24 protein-coding genes and 1 pseudogene are annotated in these 26686 nt (G+C 72.6%); 4 read left to right on the forward strand and 21 right to left on the reverse strand.

The features are described 5' to 3' along the window. Positions 1-234 precede the first annotated feature (234 nt). The 3 genes and pseudogenes from AB0C76_RS11250 to AB0C76_RS11260 all read left to right on the forward strand — a co-directional run. Positions 235-2076: a 5'-nucleotidase C-terminal domain-containing protein gene (locus AB0C76_RS11250; protein WP_359963021.1), complete on the forward strand. Its 1842-nt coding sequence runs from the start codon at positions 235-237 to the stop codon at positions 2074-2076. A gap of 495 nt (positions 2077-2571) precedes the next feature. Beyond that, complete coding sequence (locus tag AB0C76_RS11255; protein WP_359963023.1) at positions 2572-3126, forward strand: alcohol dehydrogenase catalytic domain-containing protein; 555 nt, start codon at positions 2572-2574, stop codon at positions 3124-3126. After that, positions 3027-3299 (forward strand): annotated as a pseudogene (locus AB0C76_RS11260) (helix-turn-helix transcriptional regulator); the annotation flags it as partial. The gene AB0C76_RS11255 and the pseudogene AB0C76_RS11260, both read left to right, overlap by 100 nt. A 38-nt stretch (positions 3300-3337) precedes the next feature. Here AB0C76_RS11260 and AB0C76_RS11265 read toward each other — a convergent pair. The 3 genes from AB0C76_RS11265 to AB0C76_RS11275 all read right to left on the reverse strand — a co-directional run bounded on the left by AB0C76_RS11265 (position 3338) and on the right by AB0C76_RS11275 (position 6512). Further along, a complete protein-coding gene (locus AB0C76_RS11265; RefSeq protein WP_359963025.1) occupies positions 3338-4795 on the reverse strand; it encodes an aldehyde dehydrogenase family protein in 1458 nt (485 codons plus the stop codon). Between the two features lie 106 nt (positions 4796-4901). Then, complete coding sequence (locus tag AB0C76_RS11270) at positions 4902-5768, reverse strand: helix-turn-helix transcriptional regulator (RefSeq protein ID WP_359963027.1); 867 nt, start codon at positions 5766-5768, stop codon at positions 4902-4904. Positions 5769-5846: 78 nt separating this feature from the next. Beyond that, positions 5847-6512, reverse strand: coding sequence for a hypothetical protein (locus tag AB0C76_RS11275; RefSeq protein ID WP_359963030.1), 666 nt, complete (start codon positions 6510-6512; stop codon positions 5847-5849). An 829-nt stretch (positions 6513-7341) separates the two neighbouring features. Between AB0C76_RS11275 and AB0C76_RS11280 the strand changes: the two genes are divergently transcribed. Next, a complete protein-coding gene (locus tag AB0C76_RS11280) occupies positions 7342-7551 on the forward strand; it encodes a winged helix-turn-helix domain-containing protein (RefSeq protein WP_359963033.1) in 210 nt (69 codons plus the stop codon). A 309-nt stretch (positions 7552-7860) separates the two neighbouring features. Here AB0C76_RS11280 and AB0C76_RS11285 read toward each other — a convergent pair whose 3' ends face one another. The 18 genes from AB0C76_RS11285 to AB0C76_RS11370 form a co-directional block, all read right to left on the reverse strand. Beyond that, the gene (locus tag AB0C76_RS11285) at positions 7861-9321 is read right to left on the reverse strand and encodes a glutamate synthase subunit beta (RefSeq protein ID WP_359963036.1); all 1461 of its coding nucleotides are present in this window, start codon (positions 9319-9321) and stop codon (positions 7861-7863) included. Further along, positions 9314-13927 (reverse strand): glutamate synthase large subunit, encoded by a 4614-nt coding sequence (gene gltB, locus AB0C76_RS11290; RefSeq protein ID WP_359963190.1) that lies wholly within the window; start codon positions 13925-13927, stop codon positions 9314-9316. The genes AB0C76_RS11285 and gltB overlap by 8 nt, the downstream gene beginning before the upstream one ends. Before the next feature lie 451 nt (positions 13928-14378). Next, on the reverse strand, positions 14379-15104 hold the full coding sequence (locus AB0C76_RS11295) for a VIT1/CCC1 transporter family protein (RefSeq protein WP_359963192.1): 726 nt from the start codon (positions 15102-15104) through the stop codon (positions 14379-14381). 160 nt (positions 15105-15264) lie between these two features. Beyond that, a complete protein-coding gene (gene lgt, locus AB0C76_RS11300; RefSeq protein WP_359963039.1) occupies positions 15265-16299 on the reverse strand; it encodes a prolipoprotein diacylglyceryl transferase in 1035 nt (344 codons plus the stop codon). A 150-nt stretch (positions 16300-16449) separates the two neighbouring features. Further along, positions 16450-17313, reverse strand: coding sequence for a thioredoxin domain-containing protein (locus AB0C76_RS11305; protein WP_359963042.1), 864 nt, complete (start codon positions 17311-17313; stop codon positions 16450-16452). A gap of 64 nt (positions 17314-17377) precedes the next feature. Beyond that, entirely contained in the window at positions 17378-17905 is a 528-nt protein-coding gene (locus AB0C76_RS11310) for a MauE/DoxX family redox-associated membrane protein (protein ID WP_359963044.1), read from the reverse strand. Between the two features lie 160 nt (positions 17906-18065). Next, positions 18066-18311, reverse strand: coding sequence for a hypothetical protein (locus AB0C76_RS11315; protein WP_359963047.1), 246 nt, complete (start codon positions 18309-18311; stop codon positions 18066-18068). 322 nt (positions 18312-18633) lie between these two features. Beyond that, positions 18634-19443, reverse strand: a complete 810-nt coding sequence (trpA, locus tag AB0C76_RS11320) for a tryptophan synthase subunit alpha (RefSeq protein WP_359963050.1) — start codon at positions 19441-19443, stop codon at positions 18634-18636. 1 nt (position 19444) lies between these two features. Further along, positions 19445-20695: a tryptophan synthase subunit beta gene (gene trpB / locus AB0C76_RS11325; RefSeq protein WP_359963053.1), complete on the reverse strand. Its 1251-nt coding sequence runs from the start codon at positions 20693-20695 to the stop codon at positions 19445-19447. Positions 20696-20744: 49 nt separating this feature from the next. Next, positions 20745-20894, reverse strand: coding sequence for a hypothetical protein (locus tag AB0C76_RS11330; protein WP_329928299.1), 150 nt, complete (start codon positions 20892-20894; stop codon positions 20745-20747). Positions 20895-20903: 9 nt separating this feature from the next. Then, positions 20904-21710 carry an indole-3-glycerol phosphate synthase TrpC gene (gene trpC / locus AB0C76_RS11335; protein ID WP_359963056.1) on the reverse strand — a complete coding sequence of 269 codons (807 nt, stop codon included), beginning with the start codon at positions 21708-21710 and terminating at the stop codon, positions 20904-20906. Positions 21711-21929: 219 nt separating this feature from the next. Further along, entirely contained in the window at positions 21930-22370 is a 441-nt protein-coding gene (locus AB0C76_RS11340) for a DUF2752 domain-containing protein (protein ID WP_359963059.1), read from the reverse strand. Positions 22371-22459: 89 nt separating this feature from the next. Next, positions 22460-22723, reverse strand: coding sequence for an HGxxPAAW family protein (locus AB0C76_RS11345; RefSeq protein ID WP_359963062.1), 264 nt, complete (start codon positions 22721-22723; stop codon positions 22460-22462). A gap of 146 nt (positions 22724-22869) precedes the next feature. Then, the gene (locus AB0C76_RS11350) at positions 22870-23499 is read right to left on the reverse strand and encodes a TIGR02234 family membrane protein (RefSeq protein ID WP_359963065.1); all 630 of its coding nucleotides are present in this window, start codon (positions 23497-23499) and stop codon (positions 22870-22872) included. A gap of 26 nt (positions 23500-23525) precedes the next feature. Continuing rightward, positions 23526-24002 (reverse strand): Uma2 family endonuclease, encoded by a 477-nt coding sequence (locus tag AB0C76_RS11355; RefSeq protein WP_359963068.1) that lies wholly within the window; start codon positions 24000-24002, stop codon positions 23526-23528. A 30-nt stretch (positions 24003-24032) separates the two neighbouring features. Beyond that, the gene (locus AB0C76_RS11360) at positions 24033-25556 is read right to left on the reverse strand and encodes an anthranilate synthase component I (RefSeq protein ID WP_359963071.1); all 1524 of its coding nucleotides are present in this window, start codon (positions 25554-25556) and stop codon (positions 24033-24035) included. Between the two features lie 32 nt (positions 25557-25588). After that, positions 25589-25960 (reverse strand): phosphoribosyl-AMP cyclohydrolase, encoded by a 372-nt coding sequence (gene hisI, locus AB0C76_RS11365; protein WP_350741272.1) that lies wholly within the window; start codon positions 25958-25960, stop codon positions 25589-25591. Positions 25961-26150: 190 nt separating this feature from the next. After that, positions 26151-26639: a hypothetical protein gene (locus AB0C76_RS11370; RefSeq protein ID WP_359963074.1), complete on the reverse strand. Its 489-nt coding sequence runs from the start codon at positions 26637-26639 to the stop codon at positions 26151-26153. Between the last annotated feature and the right edge of the window lie 47 nt (positions 26640-26686).

Consider the following 26686-nt stretch of genomic DNA (forward strand, 5'->3'; position numbering starts at 1 on the left):
CGTCTTTACCACTCGCGGGCCCCGTGCCCCCACGTCACGAACGAGTCGCCAAGATCTCACCTGTTGGAAACGTCGGAGGGCTACCCAACCGCCCCCGCGCACGGCACACTTCTACGCGCGTCCTTCTACGCGCGTCAAACGGGGTTGTACGGAGTTGCACGGGGGTTTCACGCCACACCGGGCCCGGTTGACGGTCCATTCGCCAGCAAGTCCCCCCACTCGGGAGAGTCGTCGATGTCCCTGAACCGCCGTGACTTCGTCACCCGGTCCGCCGCCACCGCCGCCGGTGCCGCCCTGGCCGGTGGCACCGCCTTCGCCGCCGCCCCCGCCGCCGCGGCCGCCGAGCCGGGCACCGCGCAGGCCAAGGGCGCCAAGCACCGCGGCGAAGGCCGCAAGCAGGCCTTCACCGTCATGGGCACCACCGACCTGCACGGCCGGGTGCTCAACTGGGACTACTTCACCGACGCCGAGTACGTCGACAAGGCGCACAACGCGGTGGGCCTCGCCAAGATCTCCACGCTGGCCAACCAGGTCCGCGAGGAGAAGGGCTGGGACCGCTGTCTGCTGATCGACTCCGGCGACATCATCCAGGGCACCCAGCTCACCTACTACTACGCCCGGGTCGAGCCGATCGCCACCGACGGCGACAACGTGCCGGACCACCCGATGGCCGTCGCCATGAACCTCATGGGCTACGACGCCGCCGCGCTCGGCAACCACGAGTTCAACTACGGCATCCCGACCGTGAAGGCCTTCGAGGACCAGCTGGAGTTCCCGCTGCTCGGCGCCAACGCCCTGCACGCGAAGAACGAGAAGCCCGCCTTCAAGCCGTACGTGATCAAGGAGGTGTGGCTGGACGAGGACACCCCGATCAAGGTCGGCATCCTCGGCCTCACCAACCCGGGCATCGCGATCTGGGACAAGGCCAACGTCAGCGGCCGGATGGTCTTCCCGGGCATCGTCGAGACCGCCGCGAAGTACGTGCCCCGGATGAAGGCCGCGGGTGCGGACGTCATCGTCGTCTCCGCCCACTCCGGCATCGACGAGGCCACCACCTACGGCGACCAGCTCCCCTGGCCCGAGGACGCCTCCGGCGAGATGGCCGAGAAGGTCCCGGACATCGACGCGGTGCTCGTCGGCCACACCCACAAGGAGGTGCCGCAGCGCCTCATCGTCAACAAGAAGACCGGCAAGACGGTCGTGCTGTCCGAGCCGCTGTGCTGGGGACAGCGCCTGAGCTGCTTCGACTTCGAGGTCGAACTCGTCGACGGCGCCTGGAAGGTGCTGTCGGTCTCCTCGCGCGTGCTGAACTCCAACACCGTGCCGGAGAACCCGGAGATCTCGAACGCCATCACCGACCAGCACAAGAAGGTCGTGGCGTACGTCAACCAGAACATCGGCACCAGCAAGATCGAGCTGTCGATCGCCGAGGCCCGGTTCAAGTCGACCCCCATCGTCGACCTGATCGGCAAGGTGCAGGCCGACGCGGTGAAGGCGGCGCTGGCGGGCGGGCAGTACGCCAACCTGCCGGTGCTCGCGCAGGCCGCCCCGTTCAACCGCACCGCGCTGATCCCCGCCGGCCAGGTCAAGCTGCGCGACGCGGCCGGCCTGTACATCTACGAGAACACCCTGGAGGCCCGCATCCTGACGGGCGCCCAGCTCAAGGACTACCTGGAGTTCTCGGCCAAGTACTTCAACCAGCTCGCCGCGGGTGCCCCGGTCAACAAGGACACCCTGACCAACGCCGAGGACACCCCGGACTACAACTACGACTCGATCTACGGCCTGAGCTACGACATCGACGTCTCGCAGCCGAAGGGCAGCCGGATCGTCAACCTGTCCTACCAGGGCAAGCCGATCGACCCGGCCGCCCAGTTCGTCCTCGCGGTCAACAACTACCGCGCCAACGGCGGCGGCAACTTCCCGCACGTCGCGACCGCCAAGGCGGTCTGGGCGAACTCCGACGAGATCCGCAACACGATGATCGCCTGGGTGAAGGCCAAGGGCGTCATCGACCCGGCCGACTTCTTCACCAACTCCTGGCGCCTGGTCCGCGCCGGCCAGCCGGTCTTCTGAGCCGCTCCACGGAGGCCGCCGCCCCGGGACACCACGTCCCGGGGCGGCGGCCTTTCGCCGTCCGCGGCGGAGGAACCGGCGCCGTGAGCGAGTTCCCGATCCCGGACCGGCACTCCCAGCTCCTGACCCACGCCCAGAGCCTGACACCTCCGACTGGACGGCAGATCGAGATCTCGGGCGACGAGATCATCCCGCCGTAGCTGATCGACCCGCGCGAAGGCGCCATCACGCTCTGCGCCGAACGGTCCGACAGCGGGTACCACCAACGCCGGAACGGCACGTTCGGCGACCGCGTGCCGGTCCCCGCCCCCTTCGGCTTCGAGCTCGCCACCCACGCCCTCCTCCACTGTCCCGCCTGATCGGTCGAGCCACCCGACGAGACGACCGGACATCTTCCGAAGACTTGAGGATATTCATCCGCTCATTCGATCTCCCTACCGTGGAGGCATCGCGAACGGCCCGGTGGGCGGGCCGGCCACGGACAGGGAGCGTTCGATGCGTGCAGTGATCCAGAAGGCGTTCGGCGGGCCCGAGGTGCTGGAGGTGGCCGAGGTGGAGCGGCCGAAGCTCCGGGGCGGGGAGGTGCTGGTCCGGGTGCGGGCCAGTGCGGTGAACCCGGTGGACGTCGCGGTGCGGTCGGGGGCGTTCCCGCTGCTCGGGGAGCCGCCGTTCGGGGTCGGGTGGGACGTGTCCGGGGTGGTCGAGGAGGCCGCGCCCGGGGCCCGGTACCGGGTGGGCGAGGAGGTGTACGGGATGCCGTTCTTCCCGCGTGCCGCGACCGGCTACGCCGAGTACGTCGCGGCGCCCTCGCGCCAGCTGGCCCGCAAGCCCGCGACGCTCGACCACGTGCGGGCGGCGGCGCTGCCGCTGGCCGCGCTGACGGCCTGGCAGGGCCTAGTGGACCTGGCAGGCGTCACGAAGGGGCAGCGGGTGCTGCGCCGGCGACGGCGTGGACGGTGGAGGCGCTGGCGGGCCGTTCGGGCCTGTCCCGGGCGGCGTTCGCCCGCCGGTTCAGCACGATGGTGGGCGAGCCGCCGATGGCGTACCTGACGCGGTGGCGGATGACGACGGCGGCCCGTCTGCTGCGGGAGTCGGACGCGCCGCTGACGGCGGTGGCGGCGCAGACGGGCTACGGCTCGGAGTACGCGTTCGCGAAGGCGTTCAAGCGGGAGTACGGGCAGGCTCCCGGCGGTTACCGCCGGGAGGCCCGCACTGCCGCGTAGCCCGGGCCCCGCCGCGCGATCGGCACGGCGGCTGCGGATCAGAACGGGAAGCGGCTGCGCCCGTGCTGGATGGAGATCCACTTCACCGTGGTGAACGCGTCGACCGTGTACTCGCCGTTGAGCCGTCCGACGCCGGAGTTCTTCTCGCCGCCGAAGGGCACGATCGGCTCGTCGGCGATGGTCCCGTCGTTGACGTGGATCATGCCGGTCTCGATCCGGTGGGCCACCCGCACGCCGCGCTCGACGTCGCCGGTGTGCACGGCGCCGCTGAGGCCGAAGGGGGTGTCGTTGGCGATGCGGACGGCTTCGTCCTCGCCGTCGACGGGCACCACGAGGACGACGGGGCCGAAGAGTTCGCGCTGGAGGATGGGCGAGTCCGCGGGGACGTCGGTGAGGACGACGGGGTCCATGAGGCTGCCGTTGGTCGCGCCGCGCAGCAGGACGGTGGCGCCGGCCTCGACGGCCTGGTCGACCTGGGCGTTGATGGAGTCGGCCTGGACGGGGTTGATGAGCGGGCCGATCTGGGTGGCCGGGTCCCTGGGGTCGCCGACGGTGAGCGAGGCGATCTTGGCGACGAACTTCTCGGTGAACTCGGCGACGACGCCGCGGTCGACGAGCACCCGGTTGGCGGCCATGCAGACCTGGCCCTGGTGGGCGAAGCGGCTGAACACGGCGGCGTCGACGGCGTAGTCGAGGTCGGCGTCGTCGAGGACGATGAGGGCGCTGTTGCCGCCGAGTTCGAGCACGGTGCGCTTGAAGTGGGAGGCGGCGACGGTGGCGACGTGGCGCCCGACCTTGTCCGAGCCGGTGAAGGAGATGACCTTGGGCACCGGGTGCTCGATGAAGGCGTCGCCGATCTCGGCGATGTCGGTGACGACGACGTTGAGCAGGCCCGCCGGCAGTCCGGCGTCGGCGAAGATCCTGGCGAGGAGGGTGCCGCCGACGACCGGGGTCTCCTGGTGCGGCTTGAGCACGACGCCGTTGCCGAGGGCGAGGGCGGGGCCGACGGCCTTGAGGGACAGGAACAGCGGGAAGTTGAACGGGCTGATCACGCCGACGACGCCGACGGGCAGCCGGTAGAGGCGGTTCTCCTTACCGTCGACGGGCGAGGGCAGCAGGCGGCCCTCGGCGAGCAGGGAGAGCTGCATGCACTCGCGCAGCATGTCCTTGGTCAGGGAGAGTTCGAAGCCGGCCTTGAGGGCGGTGCCGCCGAGTTCGGCCATGATGGCGCGGGTGATCTCGTCCTCGCGCTCCTCGACGAGGCGCAGCGCGCGCTCGAACACGAGCCGGCGGGCGTAGGGGTTGGTGGCGGCCCACTCCTTCTGGGCGCGGGCGGCGGCGCGGTAGGCCCGGTCGACCTGCTCGACGGTGGCGACGGTGACGGTGGCGAGTTTGTCGCCGGTGTAGGGGTCGACGTCGACGATGTCCCAGGAGCCGTCGCCGGCCAGCCATTCGCCGTCGATGTACTGCGCCGCCAACTCGGAGAAGTACGACATCCGATCCCTCTCGTGCCTGAGACTCGTGCCCAGGAGATCGCGCCTGGCACGCTTCGGTGTGGAACGCCTTTGATCAGATCTGATCGGTGCTCATCGTACTGACGGACTAAAGCTCTTGGCGTACGGAGCGCAGAAGTTCCCGGGTCGGCTCGGCGCCGAGGCTGTCGGCGAGGAGGCCTTCCATGGCGCCGGTGTACTCGGCGACCTCGGCGGGCTTGTCGAGGTAGAGCGCGGTGGTGAACTGCTCCAGGTAGACGACGTCGGGCAGTTCGGGTTCGGCGAAGCCGAGCACGGTGAACGCGCCGCCCTCGGCGCGCAGTCCGCCGAAGCCGAGGGGCATCACCTGGAGGTCGACGTTGGGCAGGTCGGTGAGGTCGAGCATCCGGTCGATCTGGGCCCGCATCAGTTCCGGTCCGCCCCAGGGGCGGCGCAGCGCGGCCTCGTCGAGGACGGCGAGCAGGTGGGGGGCCCGGTCTGCGGTGAGGACGGCCTGGCGTTTGAGCCGGACCTCGACGCGGCGTTCGATCTCGTCGGGTTCGGTGACGTGACCGCCGGCGGCGATGACGGCGCGGGCGTAGTCGGGGGTCTGGAGGAGCCCGTGGACGAACTGGACCTCGTAGCTGCGGATCTCGGTGGCGGCCTCCTCCAGGCCGACGTAGTTCTGGAACCAGGGGGGCAGCACGTCGCCGTAACCGTGCCACCAGGAGGTGGCGTTGGCGTCGCGGACGAGGCCGAGGACGCTGGCGCGCTCGTGTTCGGCGTCGACGCCGTAGAGGGTGAGCAGGTCTGCGACGTCGCGTTCCTTGAAGCCGACCCGGCCGAGCTCCATGCGGCTGATCTTGGACTCGGAGGCGCGGATCGAGTAGCCGGCCTCCTCGCGGCTGACGCCCCTGGCCTCGCGGAGTTTGCGCAGGTGTGATCCCAACAGCAGGCGCCGTACCGTCGCGCCTCCCCCTGCCTGAGTCGTGCTCATCGCGTCAACCTCCGCACTCGCGCAGCCCCCCGGCCGTCGGCCGCAGTCTGCCATCTGGCACCGACGAACAACAGCCCGTCAGGCGGTGCGTTCCAGCCGTAGCAGCGCGGGCACGGCGGCGGCGCTGAGGACGAGCAGGAAGAGCCAGGGCAGGACGGCGGCGCGGGCGAGGAGCAGGGTGAGCAGTGCGGGGGCGACGGCCTGGCCGACGTCCCAGGAGAGTTGGTAGAGGGCGAGGTGGCGTCCGCGCAGCTCGGGGTCGGCGAGGGAGACGCTGAGGTCCTCGCGGAAGGGGGTGGCGACGGTCTCCGCGAGGTTGTAGACGGCCATGGCGGCGAACAGCCCGGCGAGGACGGCCCGGCCGGGGGCGGCGACGACGAGGGCGAAGAGGCCGAAGGCGAGCGCGTTGAGCAGGGTGCCGGCGGCGACGACCCGGGTGGGGCGGAAGCGTTCGAGCCGGCGGGCGACGGCGTTCTGGGTGAGCACCACCTGAACGCCGTTGAGGACGAGCAGCGGGCCGACGGCGACGGCGGTGGGCAGGGCGAGCAGGCGCGCGGTGGAGACGGCGGCCCCGACGGCGGCGACGGACAGGCCGGTGGTGCCCGCGAAGTAGACGAGGGTGAAGGCGAGGATCAGTCCGGTTCCGAGGCTGTCGATGACGTGGGCGCCGATCAGGCGGGCGCGGCCGGCGGTGGCGGGCAGGCCGAGGCGGTCGCGCAGCGGGGGCGCGGGGGCGGTGGTCATGGACCGAGCGTCCCTGGCATGATCGCCGCCGCCCACTGATTCCACCTGGATCGAATCCTCACTGGAGGTGACCGTGCTGACCTGGGAGTTCTCGGTGCAGGACCTGGCCCGCACGCGCTTCGCCCGTTCCCCGCCGACCGAGTCGTGACGAGCGTCGAGGTGCTCGAGGACCCGGGCAGGCAGGCCGCGCACCTGCCGTGGGTGCGCCGGGCCCGGCAGCGGCTGGAGGGGGCCGGCCGGGAGCTGCTGTCGGCGCTGGTGCGGCTGCCGACGGTGTACGTGCCGGACTTCCTGACCCCGGTGCCGCCGGACGCGGACGGGACGTTCGAGGGGCAGACGGCCGTGCTGGCGGTCGCCGACCCGGCCGTGGTGCGCCGCGGCATCGGCCGGATCGACGGCGAACCCCACCCGCTGGTCGTGGAGTTGGCCCGGGACCCGGAGGCCGGCCTGGAGCGGCTGACGGCCGAGGTGCGGGCGTACTGGGCGGCGGCGATCGCCCCGCACTGGCCGCGGATGCAGCGGCTCGTCGACGGCGAGGTGCTGCGCCGCGCCCGGCAGATGTCGGCGGGCGGCCCGGCGGCGCTCTTCGCGGACCTGCACCCGCGGGTGTCCTGGGAGCGCGACACCCTGCGGATCGGGCACCGGATCGACGTCCGCCGGCGGCTGGACGGTGAGCGCGGCCTGGTCCTGGTGCCGACGGTCTTCGCCTGGCCGGGCGTGTTCTCGCAGCAGAACCCCGCCGTGGCGGCCCGCCCTGGTCTACCCGCCGCGCGGGGTCGCGACGCTGTGGGAGGCGGCGGCCGCCCCGGTCCCCGAGGGCCTGGCCCGCGTGCTCGGCCGCACCCGCGCCCGGCTGCTCGCCGAGCTGGACTCCCCCGCCTCGACCACCGAGCTCGCCGTCCGGACGGGCCTTTCCGCCCCGAACGTCTCGCACCACCTGGGCGCCCTGCACGACGCCGGCCTCCTGGGGCGCCACCGCACCGGCCGCACCGTCCTGTACGCCCGCACCGAGGCGGCGGACCTGCTGCTGCGGCCGTGACGAACCGGAACGCGCCCCGCCCCGTGGCCGAAACCCGCCAACCACCGCGCGGCAAAAGTGGCTTCACGCAGAAAACGCGTCGGCGCCCGCCCCCGGGCGCGCCCCCTCCCCACCCCGGAGCGCTCCCACCCGTACCCCTTCTGGCCCCACTCCCCTGCCGCCGCGGAAAACGCGTCGGCGCCCGCCCCCCAACTGGTCGGGGAAGGGGGCGAGCGCCAGGAGACCGCATTGGCCCGACGACGCTGGCGGGGGCAGCGGGTTGAGCGCCCGGCGATGCGGCGCCGGGGGTTCAGGGGGCCGGTCGGACCGTCAGACCACGAGCGGGCGGTCGGTGGGCCGGATCGGGGCCGGAAGCGGGGTCTTGCCACCGAGGTACTTGTCCACCGCCGCGGCGGCCGAGCGGCCCTCCGCGATGGCCCAGACGATCAGGGACTGGCCACGACCGGCGTCTCCGCAGACGTACACGCCATCGACATTGGTGGCGAACCGGCCGTCGCGGCCAATGTTACCGCGCGCGTCGAGGTCCACCCCCAGCTGCTCGACGAGCCCGTTCTTCACGTCCGTCCCGGTGAAGCCCATGGCCAGGGTGACCAGCTGCGCCGGGATGGCCCGCTCGGTGCCGGGGACCTGCTCGAACTTCCCGTCCTTGAACTCCACCTCGACGAGGTGCAGCTCCTGGACGTTGCCGTCCTCGTCGCCGCTGAAGTGGGTGGTGCTCACGGAGTAGATCCGCTCGCCGCCCTCCTCGTGCGCGGAGGTGACCTTGTACGTCATCGGCATGGTCGGCCAGGGCTGGTGCCCGGGCCGGTCCTCGCCCGGCCGCGGCATGATCTCCAGCTGGGTGACGGAGGCCGCCCCCTGCCGGTGCGCGGTGCCGACGCAGTCGGCTCCGGTGTCGCCGCCGCCGATGACGACGACGTGCTTGCCCTTGGCGCTGATCGGCGACTCGACGAAGTCGCCCTCCTGCACCTTGTTGGCCAGCGGCAGGTACTCCATGGCCTGGTGGACGCCCTTGAGCTCGCGCCCGGGCACCGGCAGGTCGCGGGCCGTGGTGGCGCCGGCGGCGACGACGACGGCGTCGAAGCGCTCGCGCAGCTGCTGCCCGGTGATGTCCTCGCCGACGTGGACGCCGGTGCGGAAGCGGGTGCCCTCCGCGCGCATCTGCTCGATGCGGCGGTTGATGTGGCGCTTCTCCATCTTGAACTCGGGGATGCCGTAGCGCAGCAGGCCGCCGATGCGGTCGGCGCGCTCGTACACCACCACGGTGTGCCCGGCCCGGGTGAGCTGCTGGGCGGCGGCGAGGCCGGCCGGGCCGGAGCCGACGACGGCGACGGTCTTGCCGGAGAGGCGCTCGGGGATCTGCGGGGTGACGCCGCCGCGGTCCCACGCCTTGTCGATGATGGTGACCTCGACGTTCTTGATGGTCACCGCGTCCTGGTTGATGCCGAGGACGCACGCGGACTCGCACGGGGCCGGGCACAGGCGGCCCGTGAACTCCGGGAAGTTGTTGGTCGCGTGCAGCCGCTCGATCGCGCCGACGAAGTCGTCCCGGTAGGCGAGGTCGTTCCACTCGGGGATGAGGTTCCCGAGCGGGCAGCCGTTGTGGCAGAACGGGATGCCGCAGTCCATGCAGCGGCCGGCCTGCTTGGTGATGATCGGCAGGAGGCTGCGCTCGACGTAGACCTCGTTCCAGTCCCGCAGACGGACGTCCACGGGACGGCGCTCGGCCAGCTGCTTGGGCGTGGTCAGGAAGCCCTTGGGGTCAGCCATGTGCCGCCTCCATCATCTTGCGAGTGGTCTCGGCCTCGGAGAGGCCATCGCGCTCAGCGGCGTCCTTGGCGGCGAGCACTGCCTTGTAGTCGGTCGGCATGATCTTGGAGAAGCGGGAGACCCCGCTGCCCCAGTCGGCCAGGAGCTCGGCGGCGACGGTGGAGCCGGTCTCCTCGTAGTGCTGCTGCACGGTCTCGCGCAGCCACTCGCGGTCGTCGGCGGTGGGGGCCTCGATGCCCACCATGCCGTCGTTGACGTTCGCGGGGCGCAGGTCGAGGACGTAGGCGATGCCGCCGGACATGCCGGCCGCGAGGTTGCGCCCGGTCTCGCCGAGGACGACGACCCGTCCGCCGGTCATGTACTCCAGGCCGTGGTCGCCCACGCCCTCGACGACGAGGGTGGCGCCGGAGTTGCGGACGGCGAAGCGCTCACCGGCCTTGCCGCGCAGGTGGATCCGGCCCGAGGTGGCGCCGTAGCCGATGGTGTTGCCGGCGATGACGTGGTTCTGCGCGTCGTTGCCGATGGCCGCGGCCTCGCGGGCCGGGCGGACGACGACGACACCGCCGGAGAGGCCCTTGCCGACGTAGTCGTTGGCATCGCCCTCCAGGCGCAGGGTGACACCGCGGGGCAGGAAGGCGCCGAACGACTGCCCGGCGGAGCCGGTGAAGGTGACGTCGATGGTGCCCTCGGGCAGGCCCTCGCCGCGGTAGCGCCTGGTCACCTCGTGGCCGAGCATGGTGCCGACCGTGCGGTTGACGTTGCGGATCGGCAGCTGGATGCGGACGGTCTCGCCGCGCTCCAGGGCGTCCTCGGCGAGGGTGATCAGCTGGTTGTCGAGGGCCTTGTCGAGCGCGTGGTCCTGCGTGGTGGTGCAGTGGCGCGCGGCGCCCTCGGGCAGCTCGGGGACGTGGAAGAGCGGGGCCAGGTCGAGCCCGGCGGCCTTCCAGTGGTCGACGGCGGCCTGGGCGTTGATGTGCTCGGCGTGGCCGACGGCCTCCTCGATCGAGCGGAAGCCCAGCGAGGCCAGGATCTCCCGGACCTCCTCGGCGATGAACTCGAAGAAGTTGACGACGAATTCGGGCTTGCCGGAGAACCGGTCGCGCAGCACCGGGTTCTGGGTGGCGACGCCGACCGGGCAGGTGTCCAGGTGGCAGACGCGCATCATGATGCAGCCGGAGACGACGAGCGGGGCGGTCGCGAAGCCGAACTCCTCGGCGCCGAGCAGCGCGGCGATGACGACGTCGCGCCCGGTCTTCAGCTGGCCGTCGGTCTGGACGACGATGCGGTCGCGCAGCCCGTTGAGCAGCAGGGTCTGCTGGGTCTCGGCGAGGCCGAGCTCCCAGGGACCGCCGGCGTGCTTGAGCGAGGTGAGCGGCGAGGCGCCCGTGCCGCCGTCGTGGCCCGACACCAGGACGACGTCCGCGTGCGCCTTGGAGACGCCCGCCGCGACCGTCCCGACGCCGACCTCGGACACCAGCTTCACGTGGATGCGGGCGGCCGGGTTGGCGTTCTTGAGGTCGTGGATCAGCTGGGCCAGGTCCTCGATGGAGTAGATGTCGTGGTGCGGCGGCGGCGAGATGAGGCCGACGCCCGGGGTCGAGTGCCGGGTGCTGGCGACCCACGGGTAGACCTTGTGGCCGGGCAGCTGGCCGCCCTCGCCGGGCTTGGCGCCCTGGGCCATCTTGATCTGGATGTCGTCGGCGTTGACCAGGTACTCGGAGGTGACGCCGAAGCGGCCGGAGGCGACCTGCTTGATCGCCGAGCGGCGCTCGGGGTCGTACAGGCGGTCCGGGTCCTCGCCGCCCTCACCGGTGTTGGACTTGCCGCCGAGGCGGTTCATCGCGATGGCGAGGGTCTCGTGCGCCTCGCGGGAGATCGAGCCGTAGGACATGGCGCCGGTGGAGAAGCGCTTGACGATCTCGGAGACCGGCTCGACCTCCTCGACCGGGATGGCCTCGCGGCCGAGGGCGTCGAGCCGGAACAGGCCGCGCAGCGTCATCAGGCGCTCGGACTGCTCGTTCACCCGGTCCGTGTACTGCTTGAAGATGTCGTACCGGCGGTTGCGGGTGGAGTGCTGGAGCCGGAAGACGGTGTCCGGGTCGAACAGGTGCGGCTCGCCCTCGCGGCGCCACTGGTACTCGCCGCCGATCTCCAGCGCGCGGTGCGCGGCGGGGATGCCGGAGGCCGGGTAGGCCTTGGCGTGGCGGGCGGCGGTCTCCTTGGCGATCTCGTCCAGGCCGATGCCGCCGAGCTTGGTGGTGGTGCCGGCGAAGTAGCCGTCGACCAGCTCGTGCGAGAGGCCGATGGCCTCGAAGACCTGGGCGCCGCGGTAGGAGGCGACGGTCGAGATGCCCATCTTGGACATGACCTTGAGCACGCCCTTGCCGAGCGCCTTGATCAGGTTCCGGATGGCCTTCTCGGGCTCGACGCCCTGGATGAAGACGCCCTGGGCGACGAGGTCCTCGACGGACTCCATGGCCAGGTACGGGTTGACCGCGCCGGCGCCGTAGCCGACCAGCAGCGCGACGTGGTGCACCTCGCGGACGTCGCCGGCCTCGACCAGCAGGGACACCTGGGTGCGCTGCTTGGTGCGGATGAGGTGGTGGTGGATCGCGGAGGTGAGCAGCAGCGAGGGGATCGGGGCGTGCTCGGCGTCCGAGTGGCGGTCGGAGAGCACGATGATGCGGGCGCCGTCGGCGATCGCGGCGTCGGCCTCGGCGGCGATCTCGGCGAGGCGCGCGGCCAGGCCCTCACCGCCGCTGGCGACCCGGTAGAGGCCGGACAGCGTGACGGCCTTGAGGCCGGGCTGGTCCCCGTCGGCGTTGATGTGGACGAGCTTGGCGAGCTCGTCGTTGTCGATCACCGGGAAGGTGATGCCGACCGAGCGGCAGGAGGCGGCGTCGGCGGCCAGCAGGTTGCCCTCGGGGCCGAGGTTGCTGAGCAGCGAGGTGACGAGCTCCTCGCGGATGGCGTCCAGCGGCGGGTTGGTGACCTGTGCGAAGAGCTGCACGAAGTAGTCGAAGAGCAGGCGCGGCTTCTCGCTGAGCGCGGCGATCGGCGAGTCGGTGCCCATCGAGCCGAGCGCCTCGGCGCCGGTCTTCGCCATCGGCGCGAGGATGACCCGCAGCTCCTCCTCGGTGTAGCCGAAGGTCTGCTGGCGGCGGGTGACGGAGGCGTGGGTGTGGGCGATGTGCTCGCGCTCGGGGAGCTTGGCGAGCTGGATCTGCCCGGCGGTGACCCACTCCTCGTAGGGGTGCTCGGCGGCCAGGCCGGCCTTGATCTCCTCGTCCGGGACGATCCGGTTCTCGTCGAGGCTGACCAGGAACATCTTGCCGGGCTGGAGGCGGCCCTTCTGGACCACCTTCTGCTGGTCGAGGTCGAGGACGCCGACCTCGGAGGAGAGCACGACCAGGCCGTCCTCGGTGACCCAGTAGCGGGCCGGGCGCAGGCCGTTGCGGTCGAGCACGGCGCCGATCCGGGTGCCGTCGGTGAAGGTGACGCAGGCCGGGCCGTCCCAGGGCTCCATGAGGTTGGAGTGGTACTGGTAGAACGCGCGGCGGGCCGGGTCCATGGTGGCGTGGTTCTCCCACGCCTCCGGGATCATCATCAGCACCGAGTGCGGCAGCGACCGGCCGCCGAGGTGGAGCAGCTCCAGGACCTCGTCGAAGGAGGCCGAGTCGGAGTGGTCCGGGGTGCAGATCGGGAAGATCCGGCTCAGGTCGCCGGGGATCACGTCGGTGGCGAGCTGCGACTCGCGGGCGCGCATCCAGTTGCGGTTGCCCTTGACCGTGTTGATCTCGCCGTTGTGCGCGACGAAGCGGTACGGGTGGGCGAGCGGCCAGCTCGGGAAGGTGTTGGTGGAGAACCGCGAGTGCACCAGGCCGATGGCGGACGTGTAGGTGCGGTCCGACAGGTCGGGGAAGAAGGGCTCCAGCTGGCCGGTGGTCAGCATGCCCTTGTAGACGATGGTGCGGGCGGACAGCGACGGGAAGTAGACGCCGGCCTCGCGCTCGGCGCGCTTGCGGACGACGAAGGCGATCCGGTCGAGCTCGATCCCGGCGAGGCCCTCGCGGCCGGGGCTCTGTCCAACAGGCGCTGACGCGAGGAAGACCTGGCGGAAGCGGGGCATCACGCTGCGCGCGGTGGCGCCGAGGAGGTCGGGGGTGACGGGCACGTCGCGCCAGCCGAGGACGGTCAGGTCCTCCTCGGCGGCGATGGCCTCGATCTGCGCGACGGCGGCGGCGTCGGCCGCGTCCTCGTCCGGCAGGAAGGCGATGCCGACGGCGTAGGAGCCGGCGGCCGGGAGCTCGAAGGAGACCTTGCCGCGCAGGAAGGCGTCCGGGATCTGGGTGAGGATGCCGGCGCCGTCGCCGGAGTCGGGCTCGGCGCCGGTGGCGCCGCGGTGCTCCAGGTTGCGCAGGACGGTCAGCGCCTGCTCGACGTTGGTGTGGTCGGCGATGCCGGTCAGCGTGGCGACGAAACCGACGCCACAGGCGTCGTGCTCGTTTCGCGGGTCGTACAGGCCCTGAGCAGCAGGTCGCGCATCCGGAACGAGCGCGTACGGCGGGCGGGCGGCGCCGGCCTGGGGCTCGTTTGCGGAGTGCATGGATGCAGACAGCATCGGCTCTCCCGTCGTCGTCTTTCGGCAAGTTGGTGCAAGTAGGGACGACGTTGGCCCTGATGCGATGGAGCGATTTCGTGCAAGTTACATGATGCCCAAGATCCCGGGAAGCGGAATATCTCGTCCGCATGGTGGACGGATCCGCAGGTCACGGGGTGGGTGGAGGGACGCGCCACAGTGCACGTCCCGACGATTGTGCCCGGCGGTCGGCCGCCCGAAACAGGGGTGAAACCGGATCGCCACACAAGGCGATCAAGGTCGCCTGCGAATCCTTTCCCGGGACCGCATCGCGGATGCGAATCTGCGGTTCCAGGGCTCGGATGGTGAGACTAGGCCAGGCGGTGCGCGACGACCATGTGCGGAACGTCACGCATTCGCCGGCATAGTCATGCAAGGGTCCGTGTCATCGCACAGCCCCGTCCTGCGACTGCCGGGGTCAGCCCACGTGCCCGCCGATGAGCCAGCCCAGCAGGTACGTCACCCCCGCGGCCGCGCCGCCCAGCACCAACTGCCGCAGCCCGCTGAACCACCAGCTGCGCGCCGTCACGCGGGCCACCACGGCGCCGCAGCCGAACAGCCCGGCCGCCGCGAGCAGCATGGCGGGCAGCAGCGTCGTCGCGCCCAGCAGGTACGGCAGGAGCGGCAGCAGCGCACCGAGTGCGAAGCACACGAAGGAGGACGCGGCGGCGACCAGCGGCGAGGGCAGGTCGTTGGGGTCGATGCCCAGCTCCTCGCGGGCGTGGATCTCCAGCGCCTGGTCCGGGTTCGCGGACAGCTGCCGGGCCACCTCGTGCGCGAGGTCCGGGTCCACGCCGCGCGAGACGTACAGCTGGGCGAGCTCGGCCAGCTCCCCGTGCGGGTTGCGGCTCAGCTCCAGCCGCTCGGCCTCGATCTCGGCCTGGACGAGCTCGCGCTGCGAGGCCACCGAGGTGTACTCCCCCGCCGCCATCGAGCAGGCGCCGGCCGCCAGCCCCGCGAGGCCGGTGAGGATCACCGTGCCGTTGGACGCCGCGCCGCCGACCACACCGGTCATCAGCGCGAAGTTGGAGACGAGGCCGTCGACCGCACCGAACACCGCGGGCCGCAGCCAGCCGCCGTTGACGTCCCGGTGGTGGTCCGCCGCGGGTATGCGGGGATGCTGCCCGGCCTCGGGCTCAAGGATGGTCGCGCTCACGGTTCAGGCCCCTCCGTCTTCGTTCGTCTGGCTTGAACGTAGCCGGGTTGACCTGGGCATTCCAGCAAAGTAAGGCTGTCCGAACAGCACTGAGGCCACCCTTCGCAGGCGGTGCGAAGGGTGGCCTCGGTGTGGGGGACTCCCCAGGTCAGATCGGGTTCTCGACGTCCTTGCCGGCCTTCTCGGCGGTCGCGGCGGCCTTCTTCCCGCCCGGCTCGGCGTCCGCATGCCGAGACAACTCGGCGGCCTCACCGGCTCCGGCGACCTTCTCGGACGGGGCGGCCTTCCTCTCGCCCGCCTCGGCCTTGCCCGAGCCCTCGGCCTTGTCCGCGATCTCGGGCTCCTCCTCGTGCGCGGCCGGGTCGATGCTCGCCGGGTCCTCGCGGCCGGGCCGCTTCTTGCCGACGATCACGAAGGACACCACGGCGCCGATGAACACCACGATGGACGTCCAGTCGTTCAGCCGCAGGCCGAAGTAGACGTGCGCCTCGTCGACCCGCAGCCACTCGGTCCAGAACCGGCCCACCGTGTACGCGGCCACGTACAGCGCGAACGCCCGCCCGTGCCCGAGCTTGAACCGCCGGTCCGCCCAGATCACCAGCAGCGCGACACCGATGCACCACAGCGACTCGTAGAGGAAGGTCGGGTGGTACGTGGCCGCGTCGGGCGTGGCGGCCGGACGGTGGGCGGGAGAGATCTCCAGGCCCCACGGCAGCGTGGTCGGCCGGCCGAACAGCTCCTGGTTGAAGTAGTTGCCCCAGCGCCCCATCGCCTGCGCGAGCGCGATGCCCGGCGCGATGGCGTCGGCGTACGCGGGCAGCGGCACGCCCCGGCGACGGCAGCCGATCCAGGCGCCGACCGCGCCCAGCGCGACCGCGCCCCAGATGCCGAGGCCGCCCTCCCAGATCTTGAAGGCGTTCCAGGGGTTCCGGCCGTCGCCGAAGTACAGCTGGTGATCGGTGATCACGTGGTACAGCCGGCCGCCGACCAGGCCGAACGGCACGGCCCACACGGCGATGTCACCGACCGTGTGCTTGGCACCGCCCCGGGCGACCCAGCGCTTGCTGCCGAGCCAGACGGCGACGACGACACCGAGGATGATGCAGAAGGCGTAGGCGCGCAGCGGGACGGGTCCGAGGTGGAGGACGCCCCGCGACGGGCTGGGAATGAAGGCGATATCCATGACAGCTCCGACGCTACAGGGTCGGCGGCCCCCGCTGGACACCCCAGGGGTCACAGAAACCGAACAACGGGGGGCGGGGCCGCCCACGACGGCCGGCCGCCGTCCCCGCCGGACGGGGAGGGGACGGCGGCCGCGGGCGGCGCGGGAGGCTCAGCCGGCGTTCGGCGACGGGTTGTTGGCCTCCGAGGCGGTGCTGGTGGGGGCCGGCGACTGCCCGTTGGAGCCCGGGGTGCCGAGCTGCTTGCCCTGGTTGGCGGCGTCCACCCACTTCGCCAGGTTCGCCGGGGTGATCTCCTCGTTGCCGTTCTTCGGGTAGATCGGCTGGCCGTTGAGCAGCACGGTCGGGGTCGACTTGTAGCTGGACTTGTCGAAGTCCTGCTGCACCGCGGACACCCACCCGCCGAACTTGTTGTCGTTGACGCAGGCCTCGAAGGCGGGCGTGTCCAGGCCGTTGACCTGCTTGGCGAGGTTGAGCAGGACGGCCTTGTTGCCGAAGGCGTCGTTGGTCTCGTCCGGCTGGTTGCGGTAGAGGACGTCGTGGAAGTCCCGGAAGTGCCCCGCGTCCTGGGCGCAGGCCAGGGCGTTGGCCCCGTTCTTGGAGCCCTTGCCGGGCAGCGCGCGGTCGATGAACGAGACGATGTGGGCGTTGGTGTAGATCTTGCCCTGGTCCTCCAGCTGGTCGATGGTCGAGGAGAACTCGCGCTCGAACATTCCGCAGGCGGGGCAGCGCGGGTCCTCGTACACCGTGAGGACGGACGGGGCGTTGGCGGCGCCGACCGGGATGACGAGGTTCTTGTCGCCGACCGTCCCGGCCGGGGCGGCGGCCGGGGTCTCCGGCTTGGAGCGCTGGTTCTGCACCACGACGCCGACGACGACCGCGGCGGCGATCACCGCGAGCACCGAGCCGCCGACGATGAGCTTCTTCCTGAGCCGCCCGGCGGCCTCGTCCGCCGCCCGCTGCGCCTGCATCCGCTCGCGGGCGGTGCGCTTGCCTTCTCGATTCTTCTCGCTCATTGCCTTGACATCCATCGGGGAGGACCTCGGTCGGGGGGTTGGGGGTGTGGTGGGCGCCGGGCGGTCAGCTGGTCAGCCAGCCGTCCGCCGAGAACGTGGTGCGGGGCCGCCACAGCAGCCACCCGGCCAGCAGCAGGAACCCGGTGTCGCGCAGGATCTCCTGCAGGTACTCGGTCTGCGACGCGTCCACGTGCCCCCCGCCGCCGAAGCAGCCGCAGTCGATGGAGATGCCGCGTGCCCAGGCCGAGCCGATCCCTGCGATGAAGGTGAGCAGCAGCAGCGCGGAGACGGCGGCGACCAGCCGGACGCCGAGCCCGATCACCAGCAGCAGGGCGAGCGCCAGCTCCAGGAAGGGCAGTCCGTAGCCGATCGGCTTGACCAGCCCCTCCGGCAGGATCTCGTAGGCGCGGACGGCCTGGGCGGCCTCCGCCGGGTCGGCGATCTTGGCCAGTCCGGCCCAGCCCCACACCACGGCGAGCCCGAGCCGGCCGGCGGTGCCGGCCCACTGCGTCCACACCGGCGCGGGTCGGCGCCCGGGCGGCGCGGAGCGCGCGGACACCAATTCGCCGCGCTGCGCTGCCGGGCCGGCCATCAGGGAACCCCCCTCGGGAAACTCGTTCACTTCCTGACGAACCGTAGGGGAAGGAGCCAGGTTCCTCCGCATTCGGGAATTAAGCCGTACGAGTGATGGATGATGACGGTCCGTCCGATTCCGCTCGAACTGCCGCACGACTCCGGCGGGCCCTGGCGCGCTACCGGCAGGTCGGCGGACGCCCCGGGTCGACGAGGTCCGTCCGGCTCTCGTGGTGCCGGTGGGAGTCCCGCGCGGCGGCCTCCCAGCGGGCCGCCTCGGCACACACGGACGCGTCCCGCTCGGCCCGCTCGACGGCGGCCCTGGCCAGCGCGTGCCCGACCTCGGAGTGCGCCCCGACGGCGGCGCCGAGGGCCAGGGCCGCAGCCGCCGCCCGCAGCAGGACGGCTCGGTGGAAACACCTCACCGGCTCACCCCTTCGCTCGCCCCCGTGCACGTCGTTCGTGCACTCGTCCCTCCACTCAACGCCCGTCAATCGCGGCTGATGCGTGTGCCCGCCGCTGTTCACCCGTTCGGGGTTCCGGCGAACACCCGATGACGCGTCACCCTCCCCCGAAAGGCCGACGACCCCCGTCTCCCGCCCCGGAGCCGACGGCCGGCCCCCGCCCCCTCCCCTCCCCTCCCCTCCCCCCAATTCCACCCCGAAGGGGGCCCACCCGGCCCCAAAGCCGACGGCCCGTCGCTCCCCCAGGAGCGACGGGCCGTCAGCCGTGTCCATCGGCAGCGCGTCAGCGCCGCCGCACGCCCTGCGCCAGTTCGCCGGCCAGGGTGCGGACGGCGTCGAGCGCGGCCGGCTCGTCCCCGTCCGCCTCCAGGATCCGCTTCACGAACGCGGACCCGACGATCACGCCGTCCGCGAAGGCCGCGACCTCGGCCGCCTGCTCCGGCGTGGAGACGCCGAGCCCGACGCAGACCGGCAGGTCCGTGGTGGCCCGGGTGCGGGCGACCAGGTCCTCGGCGAGCGAGCCGACCGCGCTGCGGGTGCCCGTCACGCCCATCACCGCGGCGGCGTACACGAACCCGCTGCCGGCCGCGGTGACCTCGGCCAGCCGCTGGTCCTTGCTGCTGGGGGCGACCACGAACACGGTGTCCAGACCGTGCTCGTCCGCCGCCTTGCGCCACTCCTGCGACTCCTCGACCGGCAGGTCCGGCAGGATGCAGCCGGCCCCGCCGGCGGCCGCCAGATCGGCGGCGAAGCGGGCCACGCCGTAGCGGTCGACCGGGTTCCAGTACGTCATCACCAGAACCGCCGCCCGCGGGTGCGCGGTGGCGACCTCCTGGACGGTCCGCAGAACGTCCTTGATCCGCACGCCGCCGCGCAGCGCGATGTCGTCGGCGGTCTGGATGACGGCGCCGTCCAGCACCGGGTCGGAGTGCGGCAGGCCGACCTCGACGACGTCGCAGCCGCCCTCGACCAGAGCCCCGATCGCCCGGATGCCGCCGTCGACGGTCGGGAAGCCGGCCGGCAGGTAGCCGATCAGCGCGGCGCGGTCCTCGGCCTTGGCCGCCGCCAGGACGCCGCTGAGCTTGCTCGCCATGTCACTTACCCCCGTCGGCCGCGTCGCCGGCCGGCTCGTCGTACAGGCCGAAGTACTGGGCCGCGGTGTGCATGTCCTTGTCGCCGCGCCCGGAGAGCGAGACCAGGATGGTGGCCTCCGGCCCGAGTTCGCGGCCGAGCTCCAGGGCGCCGGCCAGCGCGTGGGCGCTCTCGATGGCCGGGATGATGCCCTCGGTGCGGGAGAGCAGGCGCAGCGCCTGCATCGCGGCGTCGTCGGTGACCGGGCGGTACTCGGCCCGTCCGGTGTCCTTGAGCCACGCGTGCTCCGGGCCGACGCCCGGGTAGTCGAGGCCGGCCGAGATGGAGTGCGACTCGATGGTCTGGCCGTCCTCGTCCTGGAGGACGTAGGTGCGCGAGCCGTGCAGCACGCCGGGGTCGCCCTTGGTGAGGGTGGCCGCGTGCCTGGGGGTCTCGGCGCCCTCGCCGGCCGCCTCGCAGCCGATCAGGCGCACGCCGGCGTCCGGGATGAACTCGTGGAAGATGCCCATCGCGTTGGAGCCGCCGCCGACGCACGCGACGACGGCGTCGGGCAGCCGCCCGGTGCGTTCGAGGACCTGCTCGCGCGCCTCGACGCCGATGACGCGGTGGAAGTCGCGGACCATCATCGGGAAGGGGTGCGGCCCGGCGACGGTCCCGAACAGGTAGTGCGTGGAGTCGACGTTGGCGACCCAGTCGCGGAACGCCTCGTTGATGGCGTCCTTGAGGGTGCGGGAGCCGGACTTGACGGCCACCACCTCGGCGCCGAGCATCCGCATCCGGGCGACGTTCAGCGCCTGCCGCCGGGTGTCGACCTCGCCCATGTAGATCGTGCAGTCGAAGCCGAACAGCGCGCAGGCCGTGGCGGTGGCCACGCCGTGCTGGCCCGCGCCGGTCTCGGCGATGATCCGGGTCTTGCCCATCCGGCGGGTGAGCAGCGCCTGGCCCAGCACGTTGTTGATCTTGTGCGAGCCGGTGTGGTTCAGGTCCTCGCGCTTGAGCAGGATGCGCGCGCCGCCCGCCTGGGCGGAGAAGCGGTGCACGTCGGTCAGCGGGCTCGGGCGGCCCGTGTAGTCCTTGAGCAGGGCGTCGAGCTCGGCGGTGAAGGCCGGGTCGGCCTTGGCCTTCTCGTACTCCTCGGCGACCTGCTCGACGGCGGCGACCAGCGCCTCCGGGATGAAGCGGCCCCCGTACGCGCCGAAGTAGCCGCGGGCGTCCGGCACGTGCGCGCCGGACTGGTGGTCCTTGTCGGACATGGTGGGTTCCCTTGGGGAGATGACGACAGTGACGTCTCGTGGCCGGTGATCAGCCGAGCGTCCCGCGCCATCGCCGGCCGGGCACCTGCCCGGGCTCACAGCCGATGACGTAGCGCACCCGCCGCCCCAGCACCCGGCGCGCGGGCGCGCGGCAGCCGCGCGGGCGGCAGCCGGGGGCGAGACGGGTGGCGATCTTCATCTGCCGCGCTCAGTCCTTGTGCCGCACGGCCGGGTGGGCCCCGGCGGCGACCAGGTCGGCGACCGCGGCCCGCGGGTCCTTGCCGGTCACCAGGGACTCGCCGACCAGCACCGCGTCCGCGCCGAGGTTGGCGTAGGAGATGACGTCCAGCGGGCCGCGCACACCGGACTCCGCGACCTTGACGATGCCGTCCGGGATCGCGTGGACGACGTTGCCGAAGGTGTCGCGGTCGACCTCCAGCGTCTTGAGGTTGCGGGCGTTGACGCCGATGATCCGCGCCCCGGCGTCCACCGCGCGCTTGATCTCCTCCTCGTCGTGCACCTCCACCAGCGGCGTGAGGCCGATCGACTCGGCGCGCTCGATCAGCGACACCAGGGCCGGCTGGTCGAGGGCGGCGACGATCAGCAGCGCGAGGTCGGCGCCGTGCGCCCGGGCCTCCCACAGCTGGTAGGCGGTGACGATGAAGTCCTTGCGCAGCAGCGGGGTGTCCACCGCCGCGCGGACCGCGTCGAGATCGGCCAGCGACCCGCCGAAGCGGCGCTGCTCGGTCAGCACGCTGATCGCGGCGGCGCCGCCGGCCGCGTAGTCGACCGCCAGGGCGGCCGGATCGGCGATCGCGGCCAGGGCGCCCTTGGACGGGCTGGAGCGCTTCACCTCGCAGATCACCCGGATCCCGTCGCCCTTGAGGGCGGCGACGCCGTCCTTGGCCTCCGGGGCCTTGGCGGCGAGCTCCTTGAGCTCGTCCAGGGAGACCCGGGCCTGCCGCTCGGCGAGGTCCTCACGGACCCCTTCGATGATCGTGTCGAGCACACTCACTCGCAGTGCCCCCATCGTTTCTGCTAGTTCAGCTAGCCGGTAGCCGCCGGACAGAGGCCCGTCGGCTCTTCGATGGTATCGGCACCCGGGGGCGCGAACCGCATCAGCCCAGCGCGCGTCTCGCGGACCGGACGCCCCTTGCGGCGGCTCTCAACTGCGACTTCACCGCTTCTCCACCCGGAGCCGGGCGGCTGCCCGGCTCCGACCGGGCTCCCCGCCTCAGACCAGCGGGGGAGCCAGTCCCGCCCCGACCGGCAGGTTGCGCACGACGGTGAACACCAGCACCAGCAGCCCGATCAGCGCCCAGCGGCGCGCCCCGACCGACATCCGCGGTGCCGGGCCGCCGGTCAGCGCGGCCCAGGCCCAGCGCAGCCACACCAGCGCCAGGACGGCGAACAGGAGCACCGCGACGGCGTTGTCGTGCAGCGCGGTGGTGAGGTCCCCGTGGGCCAGCGCGTGGACGCAGCGCAGGCCCCCGCAGCCGGGGCACCACCAGCCGGTCGCGGCCAGGAAGGGGCAGGTCGGGTAGTGCCCGGGTGCGTTCGGGTCCACCACGGAGACGTACACGGCGGGCACGGCCGCCGCGGCCAGTGCGGCCAGCGGCGGGCCCATCCGCCGCAGCACGGGCGGCGGGGCGGAGGCGGTGGGGGCGGCGTTCACGCCCCCGATTGTGCCCGGCGCGGGGGCCGGGGATGCGAAAACGGCGGGCGTGGCGCCCGCCGTTCTGCAGTGCGAAGGGTATGTCGTCGTCAGGCGGCGACGGCAGCGCGCGCGGCGCGGGCCTCGGTCTGCTCCTGGACGGACGTGTAGACGTTGGTGCTCGGCTGCTTGCCCATCCCCGCCATCGCCATGGCCTTGCCGACGATCCCGCCGACGAGGACGACCGCGAGACCGGCCACGACCAGCAGCGGCGACGGCAGGATCATCGCGACGCCCGCGATGGCGAAGCCGACGAAGGAGATGATGACGCCGGTCCAGGCGGCGGGGGTGTGGCCGTGTGCTGCTGCTGCCATCGATGGTGCTCCTTGGCTCTCGGGGCCCGGCCGGGCCTGCGGGGCCGCCGGCGGGTTTGACGGGTTCCATTGTGCCGGGCCACACGTCGGCGGCCCAAAGCGGGTGGCGGGTCTATCGCGTCACATGCGGGTGGCCGGGCGACCCACTAGACCGCCGTCGGGTCCTCGCCGCGGTCCAGTGCCTTCCACAGGTCCGCCGGGGTGTCCGCGCCCTTCGCGGCGCCCTTGGCCGGGCCCTTCGCCGGGGCCTTGCCGGTGGGCGCCTCGTAGCGGCTGCCCATGGCCGGCCAGCCGCGGCCGAAGCGCAGCGTGAGCAGCCCCGCGACGGCGAGCAGCACCCCGCCGGCCACCGCCACCCACGGCCAGCCGCTGTGGCCGACCCCGGTGGCCGTCGAGCCGGCCAGGGCGAGCTTGCGGGCCGCCTCGGCGTCCAGCGCGGCGGTGTCGCCGGCGCCGGCCACCGCCGTGGCGACCACACCGATCCCGGCCAGCAGGGTCAGCGCGCCGACCGCGAGCCGTCCGGCGCCGCGCACCGCGAACACCGCGACGGCGGCGGCCAGACCCACCAGGGCCAGCCCGCCGGGCAGTTCGGAGATCCTGCCGCCGGTGACGGACACCTCCAGGGTGTCGGCCCGGCCCTGCGCCCAGTCCCGGCCGACCGCGGTCAGCACCAGGACGGCGCTCAGCACGGTCAGCAGCAGCATCACGCCGAGCGTGCGCCGGCCCGGCCGTGCGGCCGGGGCGGTGTCGGGTACGGGGTTCTGGTCAGCGCTCACCCGTCCACTATCCCCCGGCCGCGTTCTCAGGCCGTACCCGGGGTGGGGCGCTCCGCCGCGAACCCGTCGGTCTGGAGCACGAGCGTCCGCTCGCCGAGCGGCAGGAAGAGGTCGTTGCCGAACGGGACCCGTTCGGCCTCCCGGTACACCCCGCCCGGCGCCGGGGCGGTGTGCACGGTGCAGACGCCGGCCGCCGGGTCGACCAGCACGTACAGCGGCAGCCCGGACTCCGCGTACGCGCGCGCCGCCTCGCCGTGGCCGCCGCCCGGGGCTGCCACCTCCAGGACGGCCTCGACGGACGTCCCGTCGTAGCGCCCCGCGCCGTTGCGCCCGGCCCCCGGGGCGATCACCGCCAGGTCGGGGGCGAGCCCGCCGGGCGCGGCCCGGAAGTCGATCAGGACCTGCGACAACACCCGTCCGTGGCCCGCCAGTTGGTCCCCGATCTGGACGGCGGCGGCGAGCACCGCCACCCACCGCCGCTCGTCCTGCGGCACCTCGGACATCCCGGCCGCCTCCCTTGCGTACCTGTGGGGCTACGAAAGCTCCGGCGTCCGCAGCGTATTGGCGGTGGCGATCGCGCGCAGCACGGCGGCCGCCTTGTTGCGGCACTCGGTGTCCTCGCCGTGCGGGTCGGAGTCGGCCACCACGCCGGCACCGGCCTGCACGTACGCGGTGCCGTCGCGCAGCACCGCGGTCCGGATCGCGATGGCGGTGTCGGAGTCGCCGGCGAAGTCCAGGTAGCCGACGCAGCCGCCGTACAGGCCCCGGCGGGTGGGCTCCAGCTCCTCGATGATCCGCATCGCCCGGGGCTTGGGCGCGCCCGAGAGGGTGCCCGCCGGGAAGCACGCCGTCAGCACGTCGAAGGCGGTCCGCCCGGGCGCCACCCTGCCGGTGACGGTCGAGACGATGTGCATGACGTGGCTGTAGCGCTCGATGTGCATGAAGTCGACCACCTCGACGCTGCCCGGCTCGCAGACCCGGCCGAGGTCGTTGCGGCCCAGGTCGACCAGCATCAGGTGCTCGGCGCGCTCCTTGGGGTCGGCGAGCAGCTCGGCGGCCAGCGCCGCGTCCTCGTGCGGGCTCGCGCCGCGGTGGCGGGTGCCGGCGATCGGGTGCAGCATCGCCTCGCCGTCGGTGACCTTGACCAGCGCCTCAGGGCTGGAGCCGACCACGTCGAAGCCGCCCTCCGCGCCGCCGTCCGGGCCCGGGAAGCGGAACAGGTACATGTACGGGCTCGGATTGGTGGTGCGCAGCACGCGGTAGACGTCCAGCGCGGAGGCCGGACAGGGCGCCTCGAAACGCTGCGAGGGCACGACCTGGAAGGCCTCGCCGGCCCGGATCCGCTCCTTGATCACGTCCACCGCGGCCCGGTAGGGCGCGCCGCCGAACGGCGAGCGGACGTCGCCGGGCCCGGCCGGGGTGAAGGTGGCGAGCCCGGGGTCGACGGGCTTGAGGAGGTCCGCCTCCATCGCGTCGAGGCGGGCCACCGCGTCCGCGTGGGCCTCGTCGACGCCGCTGGCGAGGTCGTTGTGGTTGACGGCGTTGGCGATCAGCAGCACCGTGCCGTCGACGTGGTCCAGCACGGCCAGGTCGGTGGCGAGCAGCATCGTCAGCTCGGGGAGCTTGAGGTCGTCCGGGTTGAGGTCCGGCAGCTTCTCCAGGCGGCGGACGACGTCGTAGCCGAGGTAGCCGACCAGGCCGCCGGTGAGCGGCGGCAGGCCGTCGTCGGCGTGCCGGGGGGTGTGCAGGGCCTCCAGGGCCGCGCGCAGCACCTCCAGCGGGTCGCCGCCGGTGGGGATGCCGACCGGCGGGGCGCCGAGCCAGCGGGCCTCGCCGTCCGGGCCGGCGGTGAGCGTGGCGGCGCTGCGCACGCCGACGAAGGAGTAGCGCGACCAGCTGCGGCCCTGCTCGGCGGACTCCAGCAGGAAGGTGCCGGGCCGCTCGCCGGCCAGGCTGCGGTAGAGGCCGATCGGGGTGAGGCCGTCCGCGAGGAGCCTGCGGGTGACCGGGATGACCCGGGTGTCGACGGCGAGCTTGCGGAAGGCTTCGAGGTCCATGGCGGGCGGCACCTTCTGGTTCGGGGACGGGATCAGGCGAGCGGGAGCACGTCGGCGTCGAAGCAGGTGCGGTCGCCGGTGTGGCAGGCGGCACCGGTCTGGTCGACCTTGACCAGCAGGGTGTCGCCGTCGCAGTCGAGCGCCACCGACTTGACCGCCTGGACGTGCCCGGAGGTGTCGCCCTTGACCCAGTACTCGCGACGGCTGCGGCTCCAGTAGGTGCAGCGGCCGGTGGTGAGCGTGCGGTGCAGCGCCTCGTCGTCCATCCAGCCGAGCATCAGCACCTCGCCGGTGTCGTACTGCTGCGCGATGGCCGGCAGCAGGCCGTCCTCGGTGCGCTTGAGGCGGGCCGCGATCGCGGGGTCCAGGGCGGTGGTGCCGGGGGCGGCGGGTGTGGTGGACATGGGGACATTGTGTCAGCCCGGCCGGGGCGCGCAGCCACTCGCCCGCTCGCCTCCGGGCGCCGGGATCCGGTGCCGACGCTCTTCGCTCCGGCGCTCCCTCCTCCGTCGGTCGCTCGGCGCTCGTCGCTTTCGCCACCGGCGCGCCCCTCGGCTCGGGGCTGTGCGCCGTCCGCCTCGCGGCCGGGGCGGGTCAGCGGGGCCGCTCGCAGCCGGCGGGCCAGATCCGGTGGACGAACAGCCCGGCTTCCTGCGCCAGTGCGGCCACCCGGGCCGGCCCGTTGCCGGGCTCGCCGTCCCACGCCTCTCCGTCCCAGACGGCGATCAGCTCGTCGATCATGCCGACCAGCGCCCGCCCGGTGTCGTCGCCGAGGCCCCCGCGCTCGGCCGGGGCCAGCCGGTGGACGGCGTTCGCCTCGTTCATCAGCTCCAGCCGGGTGGCCCGGTGGGGGTCGCCGGTCCGGCCGACGACCGGAGCGCTCGCGGGGACGATGATCTCCAGCTTGCCGCCGTGTTCCAGGACGGACCGGGCGAACCAGGTGTCCGGCCCGTCGTCGGCGCAGGTGACGCCGACGAGCTCGTACGGGCCGAAGGTGGTGACCAGCTGCCAGAGGTCGCCGCGGACCAGCATCTCCGTGATGCCGCCCGACAGGCCCTGGTGGCCGGTGATTCCGACGCGCATTCCCAACTCCCGGGATCGTGTCGTGCCGCCCGGGAGCCTACCCAATG

The sequence above is a fragment of the Kitasatospora sp. NPDC048722 genome, from assembly GCF_040650235.1.
In the GTDB taxonomy this organism is placed as follows: domain Bacteria; phylum Actinomycetota; class Actinomycetes; order Streptomycetales; family Streptomycetaceae; genus Kitasatospora.